The organism is Streptomyces violaceusniger Tu 4113 (assembly GCF_000147815.2).
Lineage (GTDB): Bacteria > Actinomycetota > Actinomycetes > Streptomycetales > Streptomycetaceae > Streptomyces > Streptomyces violaceusniger_A.
In genome coordinates, this window is sequence record NC_015957.1 from 6,265,568 (window position 1) to 6,279,954 (window position 14,387).

Genomic DNA, 14,387 nt, shown 5'->3' on the forward strand with positions numbered 1-14,387 from the left:
TTGGGGTAGCCGCCCCGCCGCCCCGCCGTCCTCGAACGGAGTCGACCATGGCCTTCACCCTCGACCCTGAGCTCGCCGCGGTGCTGCAGGCCCTCGCCGAGCAGAGTGGCCCCACTCCCCCGCCCGCACGCGACGACTGGCGGACGCTGCGCGCCAGGGGCACGGCCTCGATGCGGTGGCTGGCCTCCCTGCTCCCGGCCTACCCCTCCGGCTTTCCCCTGGTGAAGGCGGATTCGCACAAGGTGCGGTCCGCGGACGGGGCGGAGATCCTCGTCCGCTGGTACGAGAAGGCCGACTCCGCGCCGGGTTCCGCGGTCGTCTACGCCCATGGCGGTGGGATGATCGCCGGCAGCGTCGACCTCTACGACTCCGTCGTCGCCGGGTACGTCCAGACGACCGGGGTGCCGTTCCTGTCCGTCGACTACCGCCTGGCCCCCGACGCGGCCACCGGCACCGGCCCCGTCGAGGACGTGTTCGCCGCGCTGGCCTGGTTGGGCGGCCAGGCGGCCGAGCTGAGGGTCGACCCCCGCCGCATCGCCGTCATGGGCGACAGCGCCGGGGGCGGGCTCGCCGCGGGCACGGCGATCCTCGCCCGTGAGCGGGGAGTTCCCCTCGCTCGCCAGGCGCTTCTGTATCCCATGCTGGACGACCGCACTCTCACCCCGGATCCACGGCTGAGCCCGTATGTCGCCTGGACCTGGGACGACAACTGGACCGGTTGGCACGCCCTGCTGGGCACGGCTTTCGGCACCGACGCCGTGCCGCCGGAGGCGGCGCCCGCGCGCGTCGCCACCCTCGCGGGCCTGGCACCCGCCTATGTCGAGGTCGGAGAGCTCGACATCTTCCGCGCCGAGGCCGTCACCTACGCACAGCGGCTCGCCGAGGCCGATGTCTCCACCGAACTGCATGTCCACAGCGGGGCCATCCACGAGTACGACCGCCTCGCCCCCGCCTCCCGGCTTGCCCGCCGCGCCGTTGAGGACCGCAGGCGGGTGATCTCCGCGCTCTGAGAGCCCGTCATGAGCCGGAGCGGAGATCCGGCACCACTCGCCCGCCCGCGTCGATCGCGCCGGTCGAGCAGGACGCGGTGGGCGAACCCGTCCCCGCCATCAGCCGGCCCCACCGCCACGTGGCGATCCGCCCGGGCCGGAAGCGTTCGCTTCGGCCCGGGCGTGTGCTCGCCGGCCCTCCACCTTCCCTTGCACGCGGGTAACACCAGCAATGCCAGATGTGCAATTGCCGTTCATCGATGAGGTTGCCTACCGTCGAGGCGCAGACGGCGAAGCGCGCGCCAAGCCTCCCCTCTCTTCACCACTCGCGGGAGCACCTCATGTCCACTGCCACCGGCACCACCCCCGACACCGGCCTCGACGCCACCTTGCTCAACCCGGTCACCGCCGCCCTACGCACCGCCGGCGAACTGCTGCGGAAGCGCCACACCCCACAGGCCCGCGGTGTGGCCCTCGACGAGATCGTCACGGAGATCCACGCCAATGACGACGCCGTACTCGACGTCCTGAAGGCGCCACTGATGGCCGCGAGGCCCGGCGCGCGCTGGGCCGAGGACGAGTTGGAAGGCGGTGCGCTGCCTCCGGGCGAGTGGTGGATCGTCGACCCCGCCGAGGGCAATATCAACCATGTGCACGGCATGGACGACTGGGCCGTGACCGCCACCCTCGTCCGCGACAACCACCCGGTCCTCACCGTCGTCCACCTTCCGCCGACCGGCGACTGGTACACCGCGGTGGCCGGTCAGGGCGCCCATCTGAACGGGGCGCCGCTGCGGGTGTCGGCCAAGACGGAGCTGGGCGCGGCCCTCGTCGGCACGGGCCAGGCCCGGCCCGGCGAGGACGAGCGCACGTTCCACCGGATCGGCGCCTCGGTCACGCAGATGCTGATCCACGGCCTGGTCGTCCGTGTCTCCGTGCCCGCCACCCTGCAGCTGATCCATGTCGCCGCCGGACGCATGGACGCGTTCTGGCAGTTCTCCGATGTGCGCTCGGGTCTGGTGGCCGGGGCCCTGCTGGTCGCCGAGGCCGGGGGCACGGTCACCGACAGCCAGGGCAATCCATGGGACCTGGCCAGCCGTGACTTCCTGGCCACCGCCCCCGGTATCCACACCGCGGCCGTCGCCGTCCTGTCGCCTTGCGCCTGACCACCCGCACCCAGCAGGTCCTGTCGCGCATCGCCCGACCACCCGCACCCAGCAAGGAGCACATCCGCATGACCAGCATCGGCATCCTCGGCACCGGACGCGTCGGCAGCGGTCTCGCCCGCGCCCTGGCCACCGCCGGACACCAGATCACCCTCGGCCACCGGCAGCCGCCCCAGGAGACCGCGGCCGACGAGCCCGGCACCACCGTCCCGGCGATCCACCACGCCGACCAGCGCACCACCGCCGCCACCACCGAGATCGTCATCAACGCCACCCCTGGTGACACCGCCCTGGAACGCCTCTCCGCCCTGCACACCGAGCTGGCGGGCAAGATCCTCATCGATGTCTCCACCGCCACCCGGCACACCTCCGACGGGACGGGCTTCCCTCCGACCTGTGCTATCCCGGCGGCAGCCTGGCCGAGCAGCTTCAGGAGGCCCTGCCCGCGACCCGGGTGGTCAAGACCCTCAACACCATGCTCTTCCCCGTCATGACCGCCCCCGCCGACCTGTCCACCCCGCCCACCGCCTACCTGTCCGGCGACGACGCCGACGCCAAGGCCATCGCCACGGACTTCCTCGCCGACCTCGGCTGGAAACCCGAGTGGATCGAGGACCTCGGCGACATCACCACCGCACGCGCCACCGAGGCCCTCGTCCTGCTCGTGCCCCATGTGCTGCGCCGCCAGGGGTTCCGGCCGTTCGCCGTCTCCCTGGCCCGCTGAACCTCCGCGCACCAACCGCAGAACCCGAAGCCAACATTGTTCGTCTTCTCCTTCGAACAGCCGCCGGACGAAGGACGCGCATGACAGGCAGAGACGGGGAGACGACGGGAAGCCCCACCACGGGGCCGGCCGACCCGGGCGGGCAGCGCAAGGGGCGCCGCCCGCTGCGGATCGCTCTGCTGATCGTGGTGTCGTTCCTGGTGCTGCTCGGCGGCGGGGTGGGCTGGGTCTACTTCAAGCTGAACGGCAACATCACCACCTTCGGGGCGGACGGCCTCTCGGACAATCGGCCCGAGGGCAACGCCGCCGGCCAGAACGTGCTGGTCATCGGATCGGACACCCGGTCGGGCGACAACAGCAAGCTGGGCGGCGGCACCGGGGACGTGGGCCGTTCGGACACCGCCCTCGTGCTGCATGTCTACTCCGATGGCAAGCACGCGGTCGGGGTGTCGATACCCCGCGACACCCTGGTCGACATCCCGCCGTGCCGGCAGCCCGACGGCAAATGGACCAGGACGCAGCGCAACACCATGTTCAACTCGGCGTTCTCCGTGGGCGAGACGGCGCAGGGCAACCCGGCCTGCACCCAGAACACCGTCGAGAAGCTGACCGGGCTGCGCATGGACCACACCGTCGTCATCGACTTCGAGGGCTTCGCGCGGATGACCTCCGCGGTCGGCGGGGTGCAGGTGTGTGTGCCCCAGGACGTCTATGAACGCGATCTGAGCCCCAACCGCGGCACCCGCGGCAAGCGCATCTTCAGCAAGGGGGTGCAGACGGTCTCCGGGCAGAAGGCGCTGGACTACGTCCGCATCCGCCACGGCATCGGCGACGGCTCCGACATCGGGCGCATACAACGGCAGCAGGCCTTCATCTCCAGTCTGTTCAAGAAGGTGAAGGGCCAGGGGTTCGACCCGACCACGCTGTATCCGCTGGCGGACGCGGCCACCAAGTCCATGACCGTGGACCCGGGGCTCGGGTCCGCCAAGAAGCTGATGTCCTTCGCCATGTCGCTGAAGGACATCGATCTGCACAACACCAAGTTCCTCACCATTCCCTGGCGCTACCAGGGCGAACGCGTGGCCGTGGTCCAGCCCGACGCCGATGCGCTGTGGGCCGATATCAGGGCCGACCGCACCATCGACGGGAAGGCGGCCGGTGGGAAGAAGGACGGGCATCGGGCCTCGGCCACCCCGAGCGCCACGTCCACCGTGGCGGGCGCGGGCATCAGCGTCACCGTGTACAACGGCACCACCACCCCCGGGCTCGCCGCACGCGCTGCGGACACCCTCACGACACATGGCTTCACCGTGGCCGGCGCCACGAACGCCGACAGCCAGGACCACGCCACCACCGTGATCGGCTACGGCCCCGGCGAGCGGGACAAGGCCCGGACCGTGGCCCAGCTCTTCCCCGGCGCGGGACTGCGGCCCGCCACCACCCCGGGTATCAGCGTCACCCTGGGGCAGACGTATCTCACCGCGCCCTCTCCCGGCGCCTCCACGCCCTCCACACCCTCCGCGCTGCCCTCGAAGGTGGCCGAGGACGCCCGCTCCGCCGACGACGACCCCTGCTCCAATCTGTCCTATGGCTGACCGGCGTTCTTCACGCGCTGTTCAGGCATGGCGCCCGCTCCCCTGGGCATCCGGAGATCAAGCCGCTCACCCCGGCACGGCACGACCGCACCAGAGCACAACGAAGGGGACGACAACGTGGGTATCGTGAGCTGGATCATCCTCGGCCTGCTGGCCGGAGTCATCGCCAAGATCATTCTCCCCGGGCGTGACCCGGGCGGGCTGGTCGGCACCACGATCATCGGCATCGCGGGCGCCTTCGTGGGCGGCTGGATCTCCGCGCAGTTCTTCGACCGGGAGGTCCAGAAGGAGTTCTTCGACCCCGCCACCTGGGGCGCGGCGATCGGCGGCGCGTTCGTTCTCCTCGTCCTGTACCGCCTGCTGTTCGGCAATTCACGGAACTGACGGCGCGCAGGCCACGCCTCAGGACGCCGCCGCGCCCGCGAGCCGGCGGACCGTACGGGCGGAGCGGGACCCGGGGTCGGCCGTGATCAGGACCACCTCCTGGTCGTCCTCGGGTACCAGCAGGACATCGCAGTTCAGCTTGAGCGTTCCGGCCGTGGGGTGGTCGATGGTCTTGGTCCGGTGGCCGGGCGCATGGACCGGACGCTCGTCCCAGATCTGCCGGAACTCCTCGCTGCCGGTGCGCAGTTCGCCCAGCAGCGCGGTGAGCGCCGTGTCACGGGGGTAACGGTCGGCGGCCCGGCGCAGCCGTGCGACCACGATGTGGCCGAACTCCTCGGCGCTGGAGCTCTCGTACGCATGGCCCCGGGCCAGGAAACGGCGGCGTGCGAGGTTGCTGTGCCGACAGAGGTCCTCGCCGAGCAGGGCCTGCGCCAGCGGGTTCCAGGCGACCACGTCGTAGGCCGCGTCGGTGACGATCGCCCCGGTGTCGGGCAGCCGCCGCAGCATCTGGGCGATATGCGGGCGGACCCGCCGCACCGCGCGCACACCCGGGGGCGCGCTCGTCCCCGCGAGCCGGAACAGATGGCTGCGCTCGGCGGGCGCGAGCCGCAGCGCCCCCGCCAGCCCGTCCAGGACGCGCGGCGAGGGCCGAGGGCCCCGGGCCTGCTCCAGGCGGGTGTAGTAGTCGACCGAGATATGGGCCAGCTCCGCCACCTCCTCCCGCCGCAGACCCGGCGTACGGCGGTGGGGGTCGGCGGGCAGACCGATGTCCTGGGGGCGCAGCCCCTCGCGGCGGTCCCGCAGGAAGCGGGCCAGTTCGTGCCTCGCCATGCTGCCTCCTTCTGCTGCCTGGTACAGGTTGTCCCTGGCAGGGTGGCCGTGGCCGGGGAACCCTTGACGTCATGAACAATCGCACAGCACTGGTCACCGGTGCCAACAAGGGCATCGGCAGGGACATCGCACATCAGCTCGCCGCCGAGGGGCTCACCGTGCACGTGGGCTCGCGCGACGCCGAGCGGGGGCGGCGGACCGTCGAGGAGATCGGCGGCGGCGCCCGGCTGATGGTGCTCGACGTGACCGACCCCGGCAGCATCGCCACGGCCGCCGCGCAACTGGACCGGCTGGACATCCTGGTCAACAACGCGGGCATCATGGTGGACGGCGCCACGGCGCCCGAGGCGGATCTCGAGGGCTTCCGCCGGACGTATGAGACCAACGTCTTCGGTGTCCTCGCCGTCACCAACGCCTTTCTTCCGGCCCTGCGCCGCTCGCCCGCGCCCCGGATCGTGAATATCTCCAGCGGTACCGGTTCGCTGACCTGGAGCGCGGACCCGGAGCATCAGTTCGCCTCCTCCGCCGGATCGGGGGCGGCCTATCGCTCCTCCAAGACGGCCCTGAACGCCCTGACCCTCTACACCGCACAGGCCCTGGCGTCCGAGGGCTTCAAGGTCAACGCACTGGCCCCCGGGCTGCGCAGGACCGATCTGAACGCCCGCGCCGCCGAGAGCGACGGGGATCCGGCCGAGGCCGCGGCGGGCGCGGTCCGGCTCGCCCTCCTGCCGGACACCGGGCCCACCGGCGGGTTCTTCTCCTGGGACGGCACACCGGCACCCTGGTAGACCACTCCGGCGCCCTGGCAGCCCCCGGGTCCGCACGGGCCTGACGCCCCCGCCCGTCGCCTCGGTGTCCGCCCGCTCCCGCCGACTGGATCAGTCGGCGGAGAGCTGGGTGTTCGGCACTCGCCAGGCGGCGATCACCAAGGCGATCAGGCCCACCGCGGCTCCGGTGAGGAACACCACGCGCAGGGCGCTGACATAGCCCTCCAGGAACGGCTGCGCCACGCCCGGATCGAGGTGCCGGAGGAAGGCCGAGTCCTCCAGATTCACCCCGCCGTCGGGCCGCAGGACGCCCTTCAGCGCCTCCGCGTTCGCCGGTTCCCCGGCCAGCCGGCGGAACGACGCGTCCTCGGAGGCCACCGCCAGGCGCTCGCTGATCCGCGAACCGGCCAAGGAGAAGAGGATGGACAGGAAGACGGCGGCACCCACCGTGCCGCCGTTGGAGCGGAAGAAGTTCACCGACGCGGTGGCCGCTCCCATGTCCCGCCCGGGCACCTCGGACTGGGCGAGCGTGGTGATCGTCTGCATCGCCGCGCCCAGGCCCGCCCCCATGAACACCATGCCGATGGCGACGTACCACAGCGGGGTGTCGTCCCTCAGCGTGGCGAACACCAGCATGGCGACGGTGAGGGAGCCGACGCCCGCCACCAGATGGACCTTGAACCGGCCCGTCCGTGACATCAGCCGGCCCACCAGCAGGGTCACCGTCACATTCGCCGCCACGGTGGGCAGCGTGGCCAGGCCCGCCTTCATCGGGCTCATGCCCTTGGCGAGCTGCAGATAGAGCGGAAGCGTGGTCATGGCGCCGAACATGGTGATGCCCACGGTGAAGTGCAGCACGGTGCCCAGCCGGAACGCGCGGATACGGAACAGTTTGACCGGCAGCAGCGCGGCGTCCGCCATCCGCCGCTCCAGCAGCACGAAGGAGACCAGCCCGACCACCCCCACCGCGTACATCACCAGCGCCCGGGGAGAACCCCAGCCCCAGCTCCGCCCCTGTTCGGCGACGATGAGCAGGGGCACGATCCCGACCGCCAGCGTCAGCGCCCCGCCGTAGTCAAGGCGGTGCCGTACGGGCTGGTGGGGCACGTGCAGCACCCGCAGGATCACCACGATGGCGAGGGCCGCCAGCGGGATGTTGACCAGGAAGATCCAGCGCCATCCGTCGAGCCCCAGCAGAGTGGCGCGCCCGGCGAACACTCCGCCCACCAGGGGGCCGACGACGCTGGAGCCGGCGAACACCGCCGTGATGTAGCCCTGGTAGCGGCCGCGCTCCCGTGGCGAGGTGATGTCGGCGATGATCGTCATGGCCAGGGACATCAGTCCGCCACCGCCGAGGCCCTGGACCGCCCGGAAGGCCGCGAGCTGGTGGATGGACGTGGCGAATCCGCACAGCAGCGACCCGAAGGTGAACAGCACGATGGCGGTCAGATAGACCGGCCGGCGGCCGTAGATGTCGGAGAGCTTCCCGTACAGCGGGGTGACGATGGTGCCGGTGACGAGATAGGCGGTGGTCACCCACGCCTGGGCGGTGAGGCCGTGCAGATCGTCGGCGATGGTGCGCAGCGCCGAGGACACCACGGTCTGGTCGAGCGCGGCGAGGAACATGCCGAGCATCAGCCCGGACAGCACGGTCACGATCTGGCGGTGGGACAGCCGGGCGGGGCTCTGGGGCTCGGTGGGCCCGGTGGTGGTGGATGAGGACGACATTACGTACCTGCGAACCTTCTCTGCCGCGCGTGGGGGGCCGGGGAATGCCGGGACTCTGATCCGGAGGCCGGGGAGGTGCGGAGGCCGGAGGCCGGGGAAGAGCGGGGCCCGGAGCCCGGGCGCGCGGCCCGGACTCCGGGAGCCGGGTGTTATCCGGCGATCTTCTCCAGGTCGGCGACGGCACTGTCGATCTCCGGCAGCGCCAGCATCTCCAGCCGCGCCCGGCGGGCCACGGCGCGGCAGTCGTCGTCGGCCAGCAGCTCACGGCAGACGGTGGTGATGCCGTCCGGCGTGGGGTCGGTGATGTGCCGGCCGAGGCCGAGCTCCTCGACCCGCTGTGCGTTGCCGGGCTGATCGCCGAACTGCGGCAGCACGGCCATCGGTGTCGCGGTGCGCATCGATTCGCGGATGCTGTTGAAGCCGCCGTGGGTGAGGAAGAGGTCCACGGATTCCAGCAGCAGGGGCTGTGGCAGCCGCTTGGTGATGTGCACATGCGCCGGCAACCCGTCGGTGTCCACGGGGATGCCGGAGGTGGCGAGGACGACGGTGCACTCCTGCAGCCCCGACAGCCCCTGGATCATGGCGTGCAACGTGTCCACCGGATCCGGCACCGGCAGGGGCGACGCGGGGACGTCCCCCTCATTGTTGCCGTGGAACATGGGGATCGCGGTGCCGATGGCGGCGAACACCAGGGGCCGGTCGGTGGGCAGTTCGGCGACCCAGCGCGGCAGCGCTGCGCCGCGGTCCACGTCCACTGTCTGCCGGTAGGACCAGGAGGCCGGCAGATGCCGGGCGAAGGAGAAGGCCGGGGGTACGTAGTCGATGCGCCCATGCGGGATGAGCGACAGCGGGTCCTCGAAGGTGGCCAGCCCCTGGCGCTTCCGCAGGGCGTTGAGGCCCGGCAGTATTCCGGCCGGGTCGAAGGTGTTGGAGGCCCCGGAGGGGGTGGAGAGCTGGGGTATGCCGAGCGCCTCGGCGATGACGCAGGAGGCGAGGTCCATGCCGTCGCGCAGGATGAGGTCGGGGCGGAAGTCGTGTGCCACGGGGAGCAGGGTGTCCAGCAGCATCGTGGCCATCGGGCCGGAGATTGCCTTGGTCATGAGGCGCAGCATGTGCGCCTGCAGCTCCTTGCCGTCCATCTCCGGCGGACCGCCCTGGGGGTTCTCCTCGGCCAGTACGGTGCCGAGGAAGGCGGACGGGCTGAAGTCGCCGATGGCGGTCGTCACCCGCACCTCCTCCCGTTCGAAGACGAAGGCGAGGGCCGGGGTGGTGACGACCAGCACCTCATGGCCGGCGGCCGCGAGGGACCGGGCGAGGGGAAGCTGGGCCCGGCCGTGGGAGGGGCTGCCGAGCGTGGTGAACATAACCCGCAACGCAGGGGCCTTTCTGTGGGAAGGGTCTCGTACGGCGAGAGGGGGTTGGTGGGGCGGTCAGCGCGCCATCGCAAGCGTGCGGCCGATGCCCTCGCAGGTCAGCCCGGCGCGGCGGAGCCGGTCCGGGTCGAGCAGATTGCGGAAGTCGTAGACGTGCGGGGATCCGAGCAGTCCGGCGATGTGCTCCCAGTCGAGGTCGCGGAACTCCGGCCACTCGGTGAGGACGAGACAGGCGCGCGCTCCCGTCAGGGCCTCCTCGGGGGTGTCGGCGAGGGTGAGCAGATCGCTGAGGTCGGGGCGGGTCTCGCTGAGGGCGGGGTCGTAGGCGTGGAGCTCGGCGCCCCGCTCCTTGAGCAGCCGGGCGATGGCCAGGGCGGGTGAGTCGCGCAGGTCGGAGGTGCCCGCCTTGAAGGCCAGGCCCAGCACGGCCAGCCGTACGCCGTGCAGCGAGCCGTCGCCCGGTGTGCACCCGGCGACCACGCGCTCGACGAGTCGCCGCTGGTGTTCGACGTTGGTCTCGATGGTGGCGCCCAGCAGCGGGAAGTCCACGCCCGACTCCTGACAGATCGTCAGCAGGGCGTGGGTGTCCTTGGGCAGGCAGGAGCCGCCCCAGCCGGGGCCCGGCCGGAGGAACGCCGAGCCGATGCGGGGGTCGTGGCCGATGCCCGCGAGCACATCGTCCACGTCGGCGCCGAAGTGTTCGCACAGCGTGGCGAGGTTGTTGGCGAAGGAGAGCTTCATGGCCAGGAAGAAGTTGGCGGCGTACTTGGCGAGTTCGGCGCCCGCGGCGTCGGTGAGCACCAGCGGGGCATCCAGCCCGGCGTACAGGCCGGCCACCCGTCGCGCAGCGTCCTGGTCCGCGGCGCCGACCACGATGCGGTCGGGGTGGAGGAAGTCGCGCACCGCGTAACCCTCCCGGAGGAACTCCGGGTTGCTGACCACGGCCACGTCCGGACGGTCCAGCAGTGCGGCGACGCGCTCGGCGGTGCCGACGGGCACGGTGGACTTGTTGACCACCACGCTGCCGTGCGGCAGCTCGTCGCGGATCTGGTCCGCCACGGCCTCGACGGCGGCCAGGTCGGCGGCGCCGCCGACGCCCATCGGGGTCGGCAGGCACAGGAACACCACGTCGGCGTCGGCGACCGCGGCCCGGGTGTCCCGGACGAACTCCAGCCGCCCCAAGTCCAGTCCCTCGCGGACGAGTTCGGGCAGGCGAGGCTCGAGGATGTCGACCTCGCCCCGCCGGAGCCGCTCCACCTTGTGGCGGTCGGTGTCCGCGCACACCACTCGATGGCCGAGGGTGGCCAGACAGGCGCCGGTGGTCAGTCCGACGTATCCGGTGCCCACCACGGCCACGCGTCGTATCTGCACAGGGGTTCACCACTTCTGCTGGGGGTCAGATGCGGGCACGTGGCATGGGCCGGCCCGGCGGCCGCCCGCTCGGGAGACGAGCAGGCCGGACACCCTCGTCCGGCCGGGACCGCGCGAGCCGGCGACCAAAGTCACCACGCGTTGACAAAACATAACGCGTTGACCCCGATCTTGGTCAACAAGCGATGACAACAGTGGATGACTTCTGGACATGCGAGGCTGAACCGGCAGCATGTACGGCACGGTCCAGGCGGAGGTACGACAGGTGAATCGGGCAAGCGACCCGCGAGGGTGCGACGATCTCCCCCCGAGGGCCCGCAGATACGACGCGGCGGGCACGCGCAGCGCACTGCTGGGGGCCGCCGCGCTGCGTTTCGCCAGGTACGGCTACGACCGCTGCAGCGTGCGCGATATCGCCAAGGACGCAGGCGTGGACGCCGCCCTGGTCTACCGCTATTTCGGCTCAAAGGAGGCGCTGTTCGACGCCGTGTCGACCAGCACCGGCCTGTTCGAGCCGCTGCGCCATCTGCCGCTGGACGAGGTGTCGGCGTGGATCTGCGATGTCGTCTCGATGGGGCCCACCGAGGAAGAGGCCCCGCATCCGCTGCTGACCAAGCTCCGCTCGTCCAGCCGGGAGGAGACCGTGGGGCGGCTGCGCGAGGAGATCACCGAGGTGTTCTCGCAAGGGTTCGCGCGGCGTCTGGAGGGCGAGGACGCCGAGTTGCGGGCCGAGTTGCTGGCCGCGTGGCTGATGGGCATCACCCTGCTGCGGCTGGCCATCCGCTCACCGGCGCTGGCCGCCACGCCGGACGACACCCTGCTGCGCTTCCTGCGGGCCGGTATCGATCCGCTGCTGGACGCGGACTGCCCCGGGCGCGGAAGCGAGGACCGCTGACCCTCTCCTCGCTCCGCCCCCGGGGCAGGTAAAACCTGCGCCGCGGCTAGACGTTCGGCACGCGCAGCTTGTCCCAGCTGGCCTTGCCGGGGACGCCGTCCGCGCCATCGCCGGAGTAGCCCAGTTTGTGCTGCCAGGCCGCGTAGGACTTGCGGTCCGCCTCGGTCCACTCGGGGCTCGGGCCCTCCTCGTAGCGTCCGCAGCCCTCGGCCACCAGCCGCTTGCCCATCGCCGTGATGATCTTGCTTTGGCGGCCGGAGCGGAAGAAGTCGGCGCCCGGGAAGGGCTCATAGGTCGCGGGTGGCTTGGGGGCCGGGCCGTCCGGCTTGGCGCCGAGCCGCTTGCCGATGCGGCCGCGCATGGAGTCCATCGTGAAACCACGCGGGTCGATCTTGCCCGGCTGCCACTCCAGATGGCCGATCACCGACCGCTGGGTCCAGCCGTGGGCGCGGCAGATGGCCGCGGACACCTTCTCGATCGCCAGCTTCTGCGCCTCCGGCCAGGGGTCCTCGCCATCGCCGAGGTTGATGCACTCGAAGCCGTAGAAGTGGCGGTTGCCGTCGGTGTCCGCCTCGTTGTCGGGCGGCAGCGCGGATTCGTCGACGACGGCTCTGAGCACGTCACTGTCGCCGAGACCCGCGTGGTTGGCGCGGCCGTGGCCGACCATGTGGACCGCGCCGGCCTTGTCGATGACGCCGTGGCACAGCGGCCCCGGCAGCGCGGAGTGTCCGTCGTAGCACAGCTCCACGGAGGAGTCGGTGCCCTTGGTGACGGTGTGATGGATCATCACCCCGTTGACCGGGCCCCAGGGGCCCTTGGAGTTGCGGTTGTGAGTGCGCCAGTCGCGGTACTCATGAACTTCCAGTCCCTCGTCGCGAAGCGCCTTGAGCAGACGGTCGGCGGTGAGCGGCGTGGCCATGGATATGCTCCTTAGGGATTCGGCATGGTGATGTACGGATGCCACGGTCACGGATCTCAATGGGCTCCGGACCGGGCCTACGCTTGCGGCTCGGCGTCCTCCCCGGCCCTGGTCCCGGCCTCCGCTTCGGCCTCCGCCGCGAGCGCCCGCGCGTCCGCGGCCGGGGCGGGCGTGGCCAGCGGCCCGAACACCATCCGCAGATCCAGCTCCGCCTGTTCGGCCGTCACCCACGCCAGCGGCGCGTAGTGCACCTGGATCCCGGCCGGGGCCCGGAGCAGCGGTGTGCGGGGCGCGTTCACCGGCCACTCCACGGTGCCGGTGGCGGTGCGGGCCGGGATCAGCCAGTGGTCCCCGGAGCGGTAGGCGCCGTCGGCGGCGAAGTACACCTCGACGCCGTCCTCCAGCGGCAGCCAGCGGCCCTCCTCGACCTTGAGCGCACCGCGCCTCTGCCGCGCCGCCGCGCCCTTGCGCGGGCGCCGGGCGCTCTCCCGGTGGTCCCAGCGGCGCAGGAACGGCCGCAGCTCCGGGCGGCGTCCGACGCCCGGCTCCGGCTCACCGGACAGCCGCACCCGCCGCCCCGGCAGGTCGACCTCCTCCACCCGCAGCAGCGACAGCGGCTCCCCCCGGCTGGTGTAGGCCGTGTCCACGAACTCCACCAGGTCCCCGACGCCCAGATCCAGCTTGTCGTCGCCGCCCAGCGACGCCAACTTCACCCAGGTGCCGTCGAGTTCATCGACCGGGAAGACCACCGAGCCGTTCTCCCGGGACCATTTGAAGGTCGCCTCCTTCGCCGTACCGCCCTCGTGGATCTCCACCCGGTAGAGCTGGTTCTCCGGCCCCCGGTAGCGGGCGTCCGGCCGCACCAGGCAGGGGTCCTCATCCGCGTGTTCCGGCCGCTCGGCGCGGGCCGCCAGCCGGGACCCGGGCGCCGACGCCTTCCGCGCCCACGCCTCGAACGCCTTGCCGACCTGGTCCTTGCTCGCCCCTCCCGGGTTCTCCAGCTCCAGGGCCGAGCCCGCCAGCGGCAGCACCTGCCAGACCACCTTGACCCGCGCCGTGGTGTCCGGCATCGCCGAGCCGAGGGCCACCTCGCGCAGTGCCGGGTCCTCGGCCGCGGTGACCGACCGCTCCCACACCTTGAGGCAGACCAGGAACGGCCGCTGCTCCGGCAGCCGGTCGCCCGGCCGCTCCGGGTCCCGGTAGGCGTCGGGCTGGTCCCAGTAGGTCCAGGTGGCGGGCGGCTCGTCCGGCTCGGGCGCGTCGGCCTCGCCCTCCTTGGCGGAGGCCCCGTCCGTCGCCTCGTCGTCGACCGGCACACCGGGCAGCGGCCGGGTCGCCTCGCACAGGATGCCGTCGACGTAGTAGCGGCCGCCCTCGATGATCAGGTCGTCCAGATCGCGGCTGCCGCCCTTGAAGGTGATGTGGAATCCGGCGTCCGCGGACGGGCCGCCGTGCTGCCCGATCAGGTCGGCGGCCAGCGTGCGGGCCTGGTGGAGCTGGATCGCGGTCTGCTCGTTGGCGTCGGCGTCGAGCTGTACGCGGCCCTGCTGGGCGACGACGGCGGAGTAGCGCCGGTCGGACCGGAAGGTGAGACGGGAGAGATCGGCGTGCATGGAAGGGGTCCCCCTCGGAAGGTTCGGAAGTC

Annotated in this window: 12 protein-coding genes and 1 pseudogene; 7 read left to right on the top strand and 6 right to left on the bottom strand. The window is 71.6% G+C overall.

Going from position 1 to position 14,387, the window contains the following annotated elements:
- Window positions 1-47: 47 nt before the first annotated feature.
- The 5 genes and pseudogenes from STRVI_RS25440 to STRVI_RS25460 all read left to right on the top strand — a co-directional run bounded on the left by STRVI_RS25440 (window position 48) and on the right by STRVI_RS25460 (window position 4,858).
- Entirely contained in the window at window positions 48-1,010 is a 963-nt protein-coding gene (locus tag STRVI_RS25440; protein ID WP_014058503.1) for an alpha/beta hydrolase fold domain-containing protein, read from the top strand.
- A gap of 320 nt (window positions 1,011-1,330) precedes the next feature.
- Window positions 1,331-2,155 carry an inositol monophosphatase family protein gene (locus tag STRVI_RS25445; protein ID WP_014058504.1) on the top strand — a complete coding sequence of 275 codons (825 nt, stop codon included), beginning with the start codon at window positions 1,331-1,333 and terminating at the stop codon, window positions 2,153-2,155.
- 68 nt (window positions 2,156-2,223) lie between these two features.
- Window positions 2,224-2,879, top strand: a pseudogene (locus STRVI_RS25450) (NADPH-dependent F420 reductase).
- 80 nt (window positions 2,880-2,959) lie between these two features.
- Complete coding sequence (locus STRVI_RS25455; protein ID WP_014058505.1) at window positions 2,960-4,474, top strand: LCP family protein; 1,515 nt, start codon at window positions 2,960-2,962, stop codon at window positions 4,472-4,474.
- Window positions 4,475-4,591: 117 nt separating this feature from the next.
- On the top strand, window positions 4,592-4,858 hold the full coding sequence (locus STRVI_RS25460) for a GlsB/YeaQ/YmgE family stress response membrane protein (protein ID WP_014058506.1): 267 nt from the start codon (window positions 4,592-4,594) through the stop codon (window positions 4,856-4,858).
- An 18-nt stretch (window positions 4,859-4,876) separates the two neighbouring features.
- Here STRVI_RS25460 and STRVI_RS25465 read toward each other — a convergent pair whose 3' ends face one another.
- On the bottom strand, window positions 4,877-5,689 hold the full coding sequence (locus STRVI_RS25465) for a helix-turn-helix transcriptional regulator (protein ID WP_014058507.1): 813 nt from the start codon (window positions 5,687-5,689) through the stop codon (window positions 4,877-4,879).
- A 71-nt stretch (window positions 5,690-5,760) separates the two neighbouring features.
- On the opposite strand from STRVI_RS25465, the gene STRVI_RS25470 reads away from it, so the two are divergent.
- On the top strand, window positions 5,761-6,477 hold the full coding sequence (locus STRVI_RS25470; RefSeq protein ID WP_014058508.1) for an SDR family oxidoreductase: 717 nt from the start codon (window positions 5,761-5,763) through the stop codon (window positions 6,475-6,477).
- Window positions 6,478-6,567: 90 nt separating this feature from the next.
- On the opposite strand, the gene STRVI_RS25475 is transcribed toward STRVI_RS25470, so the two are convergent.
- From STRVI_RS25475 to STRVI_RS25485, 3 genes are all read right to left on the bottom strand, one after another.
- The gene (locus STRVI_RS25475; protein WP_014058509.1) at window positions 6,568-8,184 is read right to left on the bottom strand and encodes an MDR family MFS transporter; all 1,617 of its coding nucleotides are present in this window, start codon (window positions 8,182-8,184) and stop codon (window positions 6,568-6,570) included.
- Between the two features lie 149 nt (window positions 8,185-8,333).
- Window positions 8,334-9,548, bottom strand: a complete 1,215-nt coding sequence (locus STRVI_RS25480; RefSeq protein ID WP_014058510.1) for a glycosyltransferase — start codon at window positions 9,546-9,548, stop codon at window positions 8,334-8,336.
- 66 nt (window positions 9,549-9,614) lie between these two features.
- Entirely contained in the window at window positions 9,615-10,928 is a 1,314-nt protein-coding gene (locus STRVI_RS25485) for a UDP-glucose dehydrogenase family protein (RefSeq protein ID WP_014058511.1), read from the bottom strand.
- Between the two features lie 265 nt (window positions 10,929-11,193).
- Between STRVI_RS25485 and STRVI_RS25490 the strand changes: the two genes are divergently transcribed.
- Window positions 11,194-11,823 carry a TetR/AcrR family transcriptional regulator gene (locus STRVI_RS25490; RefSeq protein WP_043239767.1) on the top strand — a complete coding sequence of 210 codons (630 nt, stop codon included), beginning with the start codon at window positions 11,194-11,196 and terminating at the stop codon, window positions 11,821-11,823.
- A gap of 46 nt (window positions 11,824-11,869) precedes the next feature.
- Here STRVI_RS25490 and STRVI_RS25495 read toward each other — a convergent pair whose 3' ends face one another.
- Both STRVI_RS25495 and STRVI_RS25500 read right to left on the bottom strand, forming a co-directional pair.
- Complete coding sequence (locus STRVI_RS25495; RefSeq protein WP_014058513.1) at window positions 11,870-12,742, bottom strand: peptidoglycan-binding protein; 873 nt, start codon at window positions 12,740-12,742, stop codon at window positions 11,870-11,872.
- Between the two features lie 77 nt (window positions 12,743-12,819).
- The gene (locus tag STRVI_RS25500; protein WP_014058514.1) at window positions 12,820-14,355 is read right to left on the bottom strand and encodes a DUF6519 domain-containing protein; all 1,536 of its coding nucleotides are present in this window, start codon (window positions 14,353-14,355) and stop codon (window positions 12,820-12,822) included.
- Window positions 14,356-14,387: the final 32 nt, after the last annotated feature.

What these genes read in the sequence shown, in the direction of transcription:
- STRVI_RS25470 (WP_014058508.1), top strand. Translation starts at nt 5,761, where the DNA reads ATGAACAATCGCACAGCACTGGTCACCGGTGCCAACAAGGGCATCGGC.
- STRVI_RS25455 (WP_014058505.1), top strand. Translation starts at nt 2,960, where the DNA reads ATGACAGGCAGAGACGGGGAGACGACGGGAAGCCCCACCACGGGGCCG.
- STRVI_RS25480 (WP_014058510.1), bottom strand. Translation starts at nt 9,548, where the DNA reads ATGTTCACCACGCTCGGCAGCCCCTCCCACGGCCGGGCCCAGCTTCCC.
- STRVI_RS25465 (WP_014058507.1), bottom strand. Translation starts at nt 5,689, where the DNA reads ATGGCGAGGCACGAACTGGCCCGCTTCCTGCGGGACCGCCGCGAGGGG.
- STRVI_RS25445 (WP_014058504.1), top strand. Translation starts at nt 1,331, where the DNA reads ATGTCCACTGCCACCGGCACCACCCCCGACACCGGCCTCGACGCCACC.
- STRVI_RS25475 (WP_014058509.1), bottom strand. Translation starts at nt 8,184, where the DNA reads ATGTCGTCCTCATCCACCACCACCGGGCCCACCGAGCCCCAGAGCCCC.
- STRVI_RS25495 (WP_014058513.1), bottom strand. Translation starts at nt 12,742, where the DNA reads ATGGCCACGCCGCTCACCGCCGACCGTCTGCTCAAGGCGCTTCGCGAC.
- STRVI_RS25500 (WP_014058514.1), bottom strand. Translation starts at nt 14,355, where the DNA reads ATGCACGCCGATCTCTCCCGTCTCACCTTCCGGTCCGACCGGCGCTAC.
- STRVI_RS25440 (WP_014058503.1), top strand. Translation starts at nt 48, where the DNA reads ATGGCCTTCACCCTCGACCCTGAGCTCGCCGCGGTGCTGCAGGCCCTC.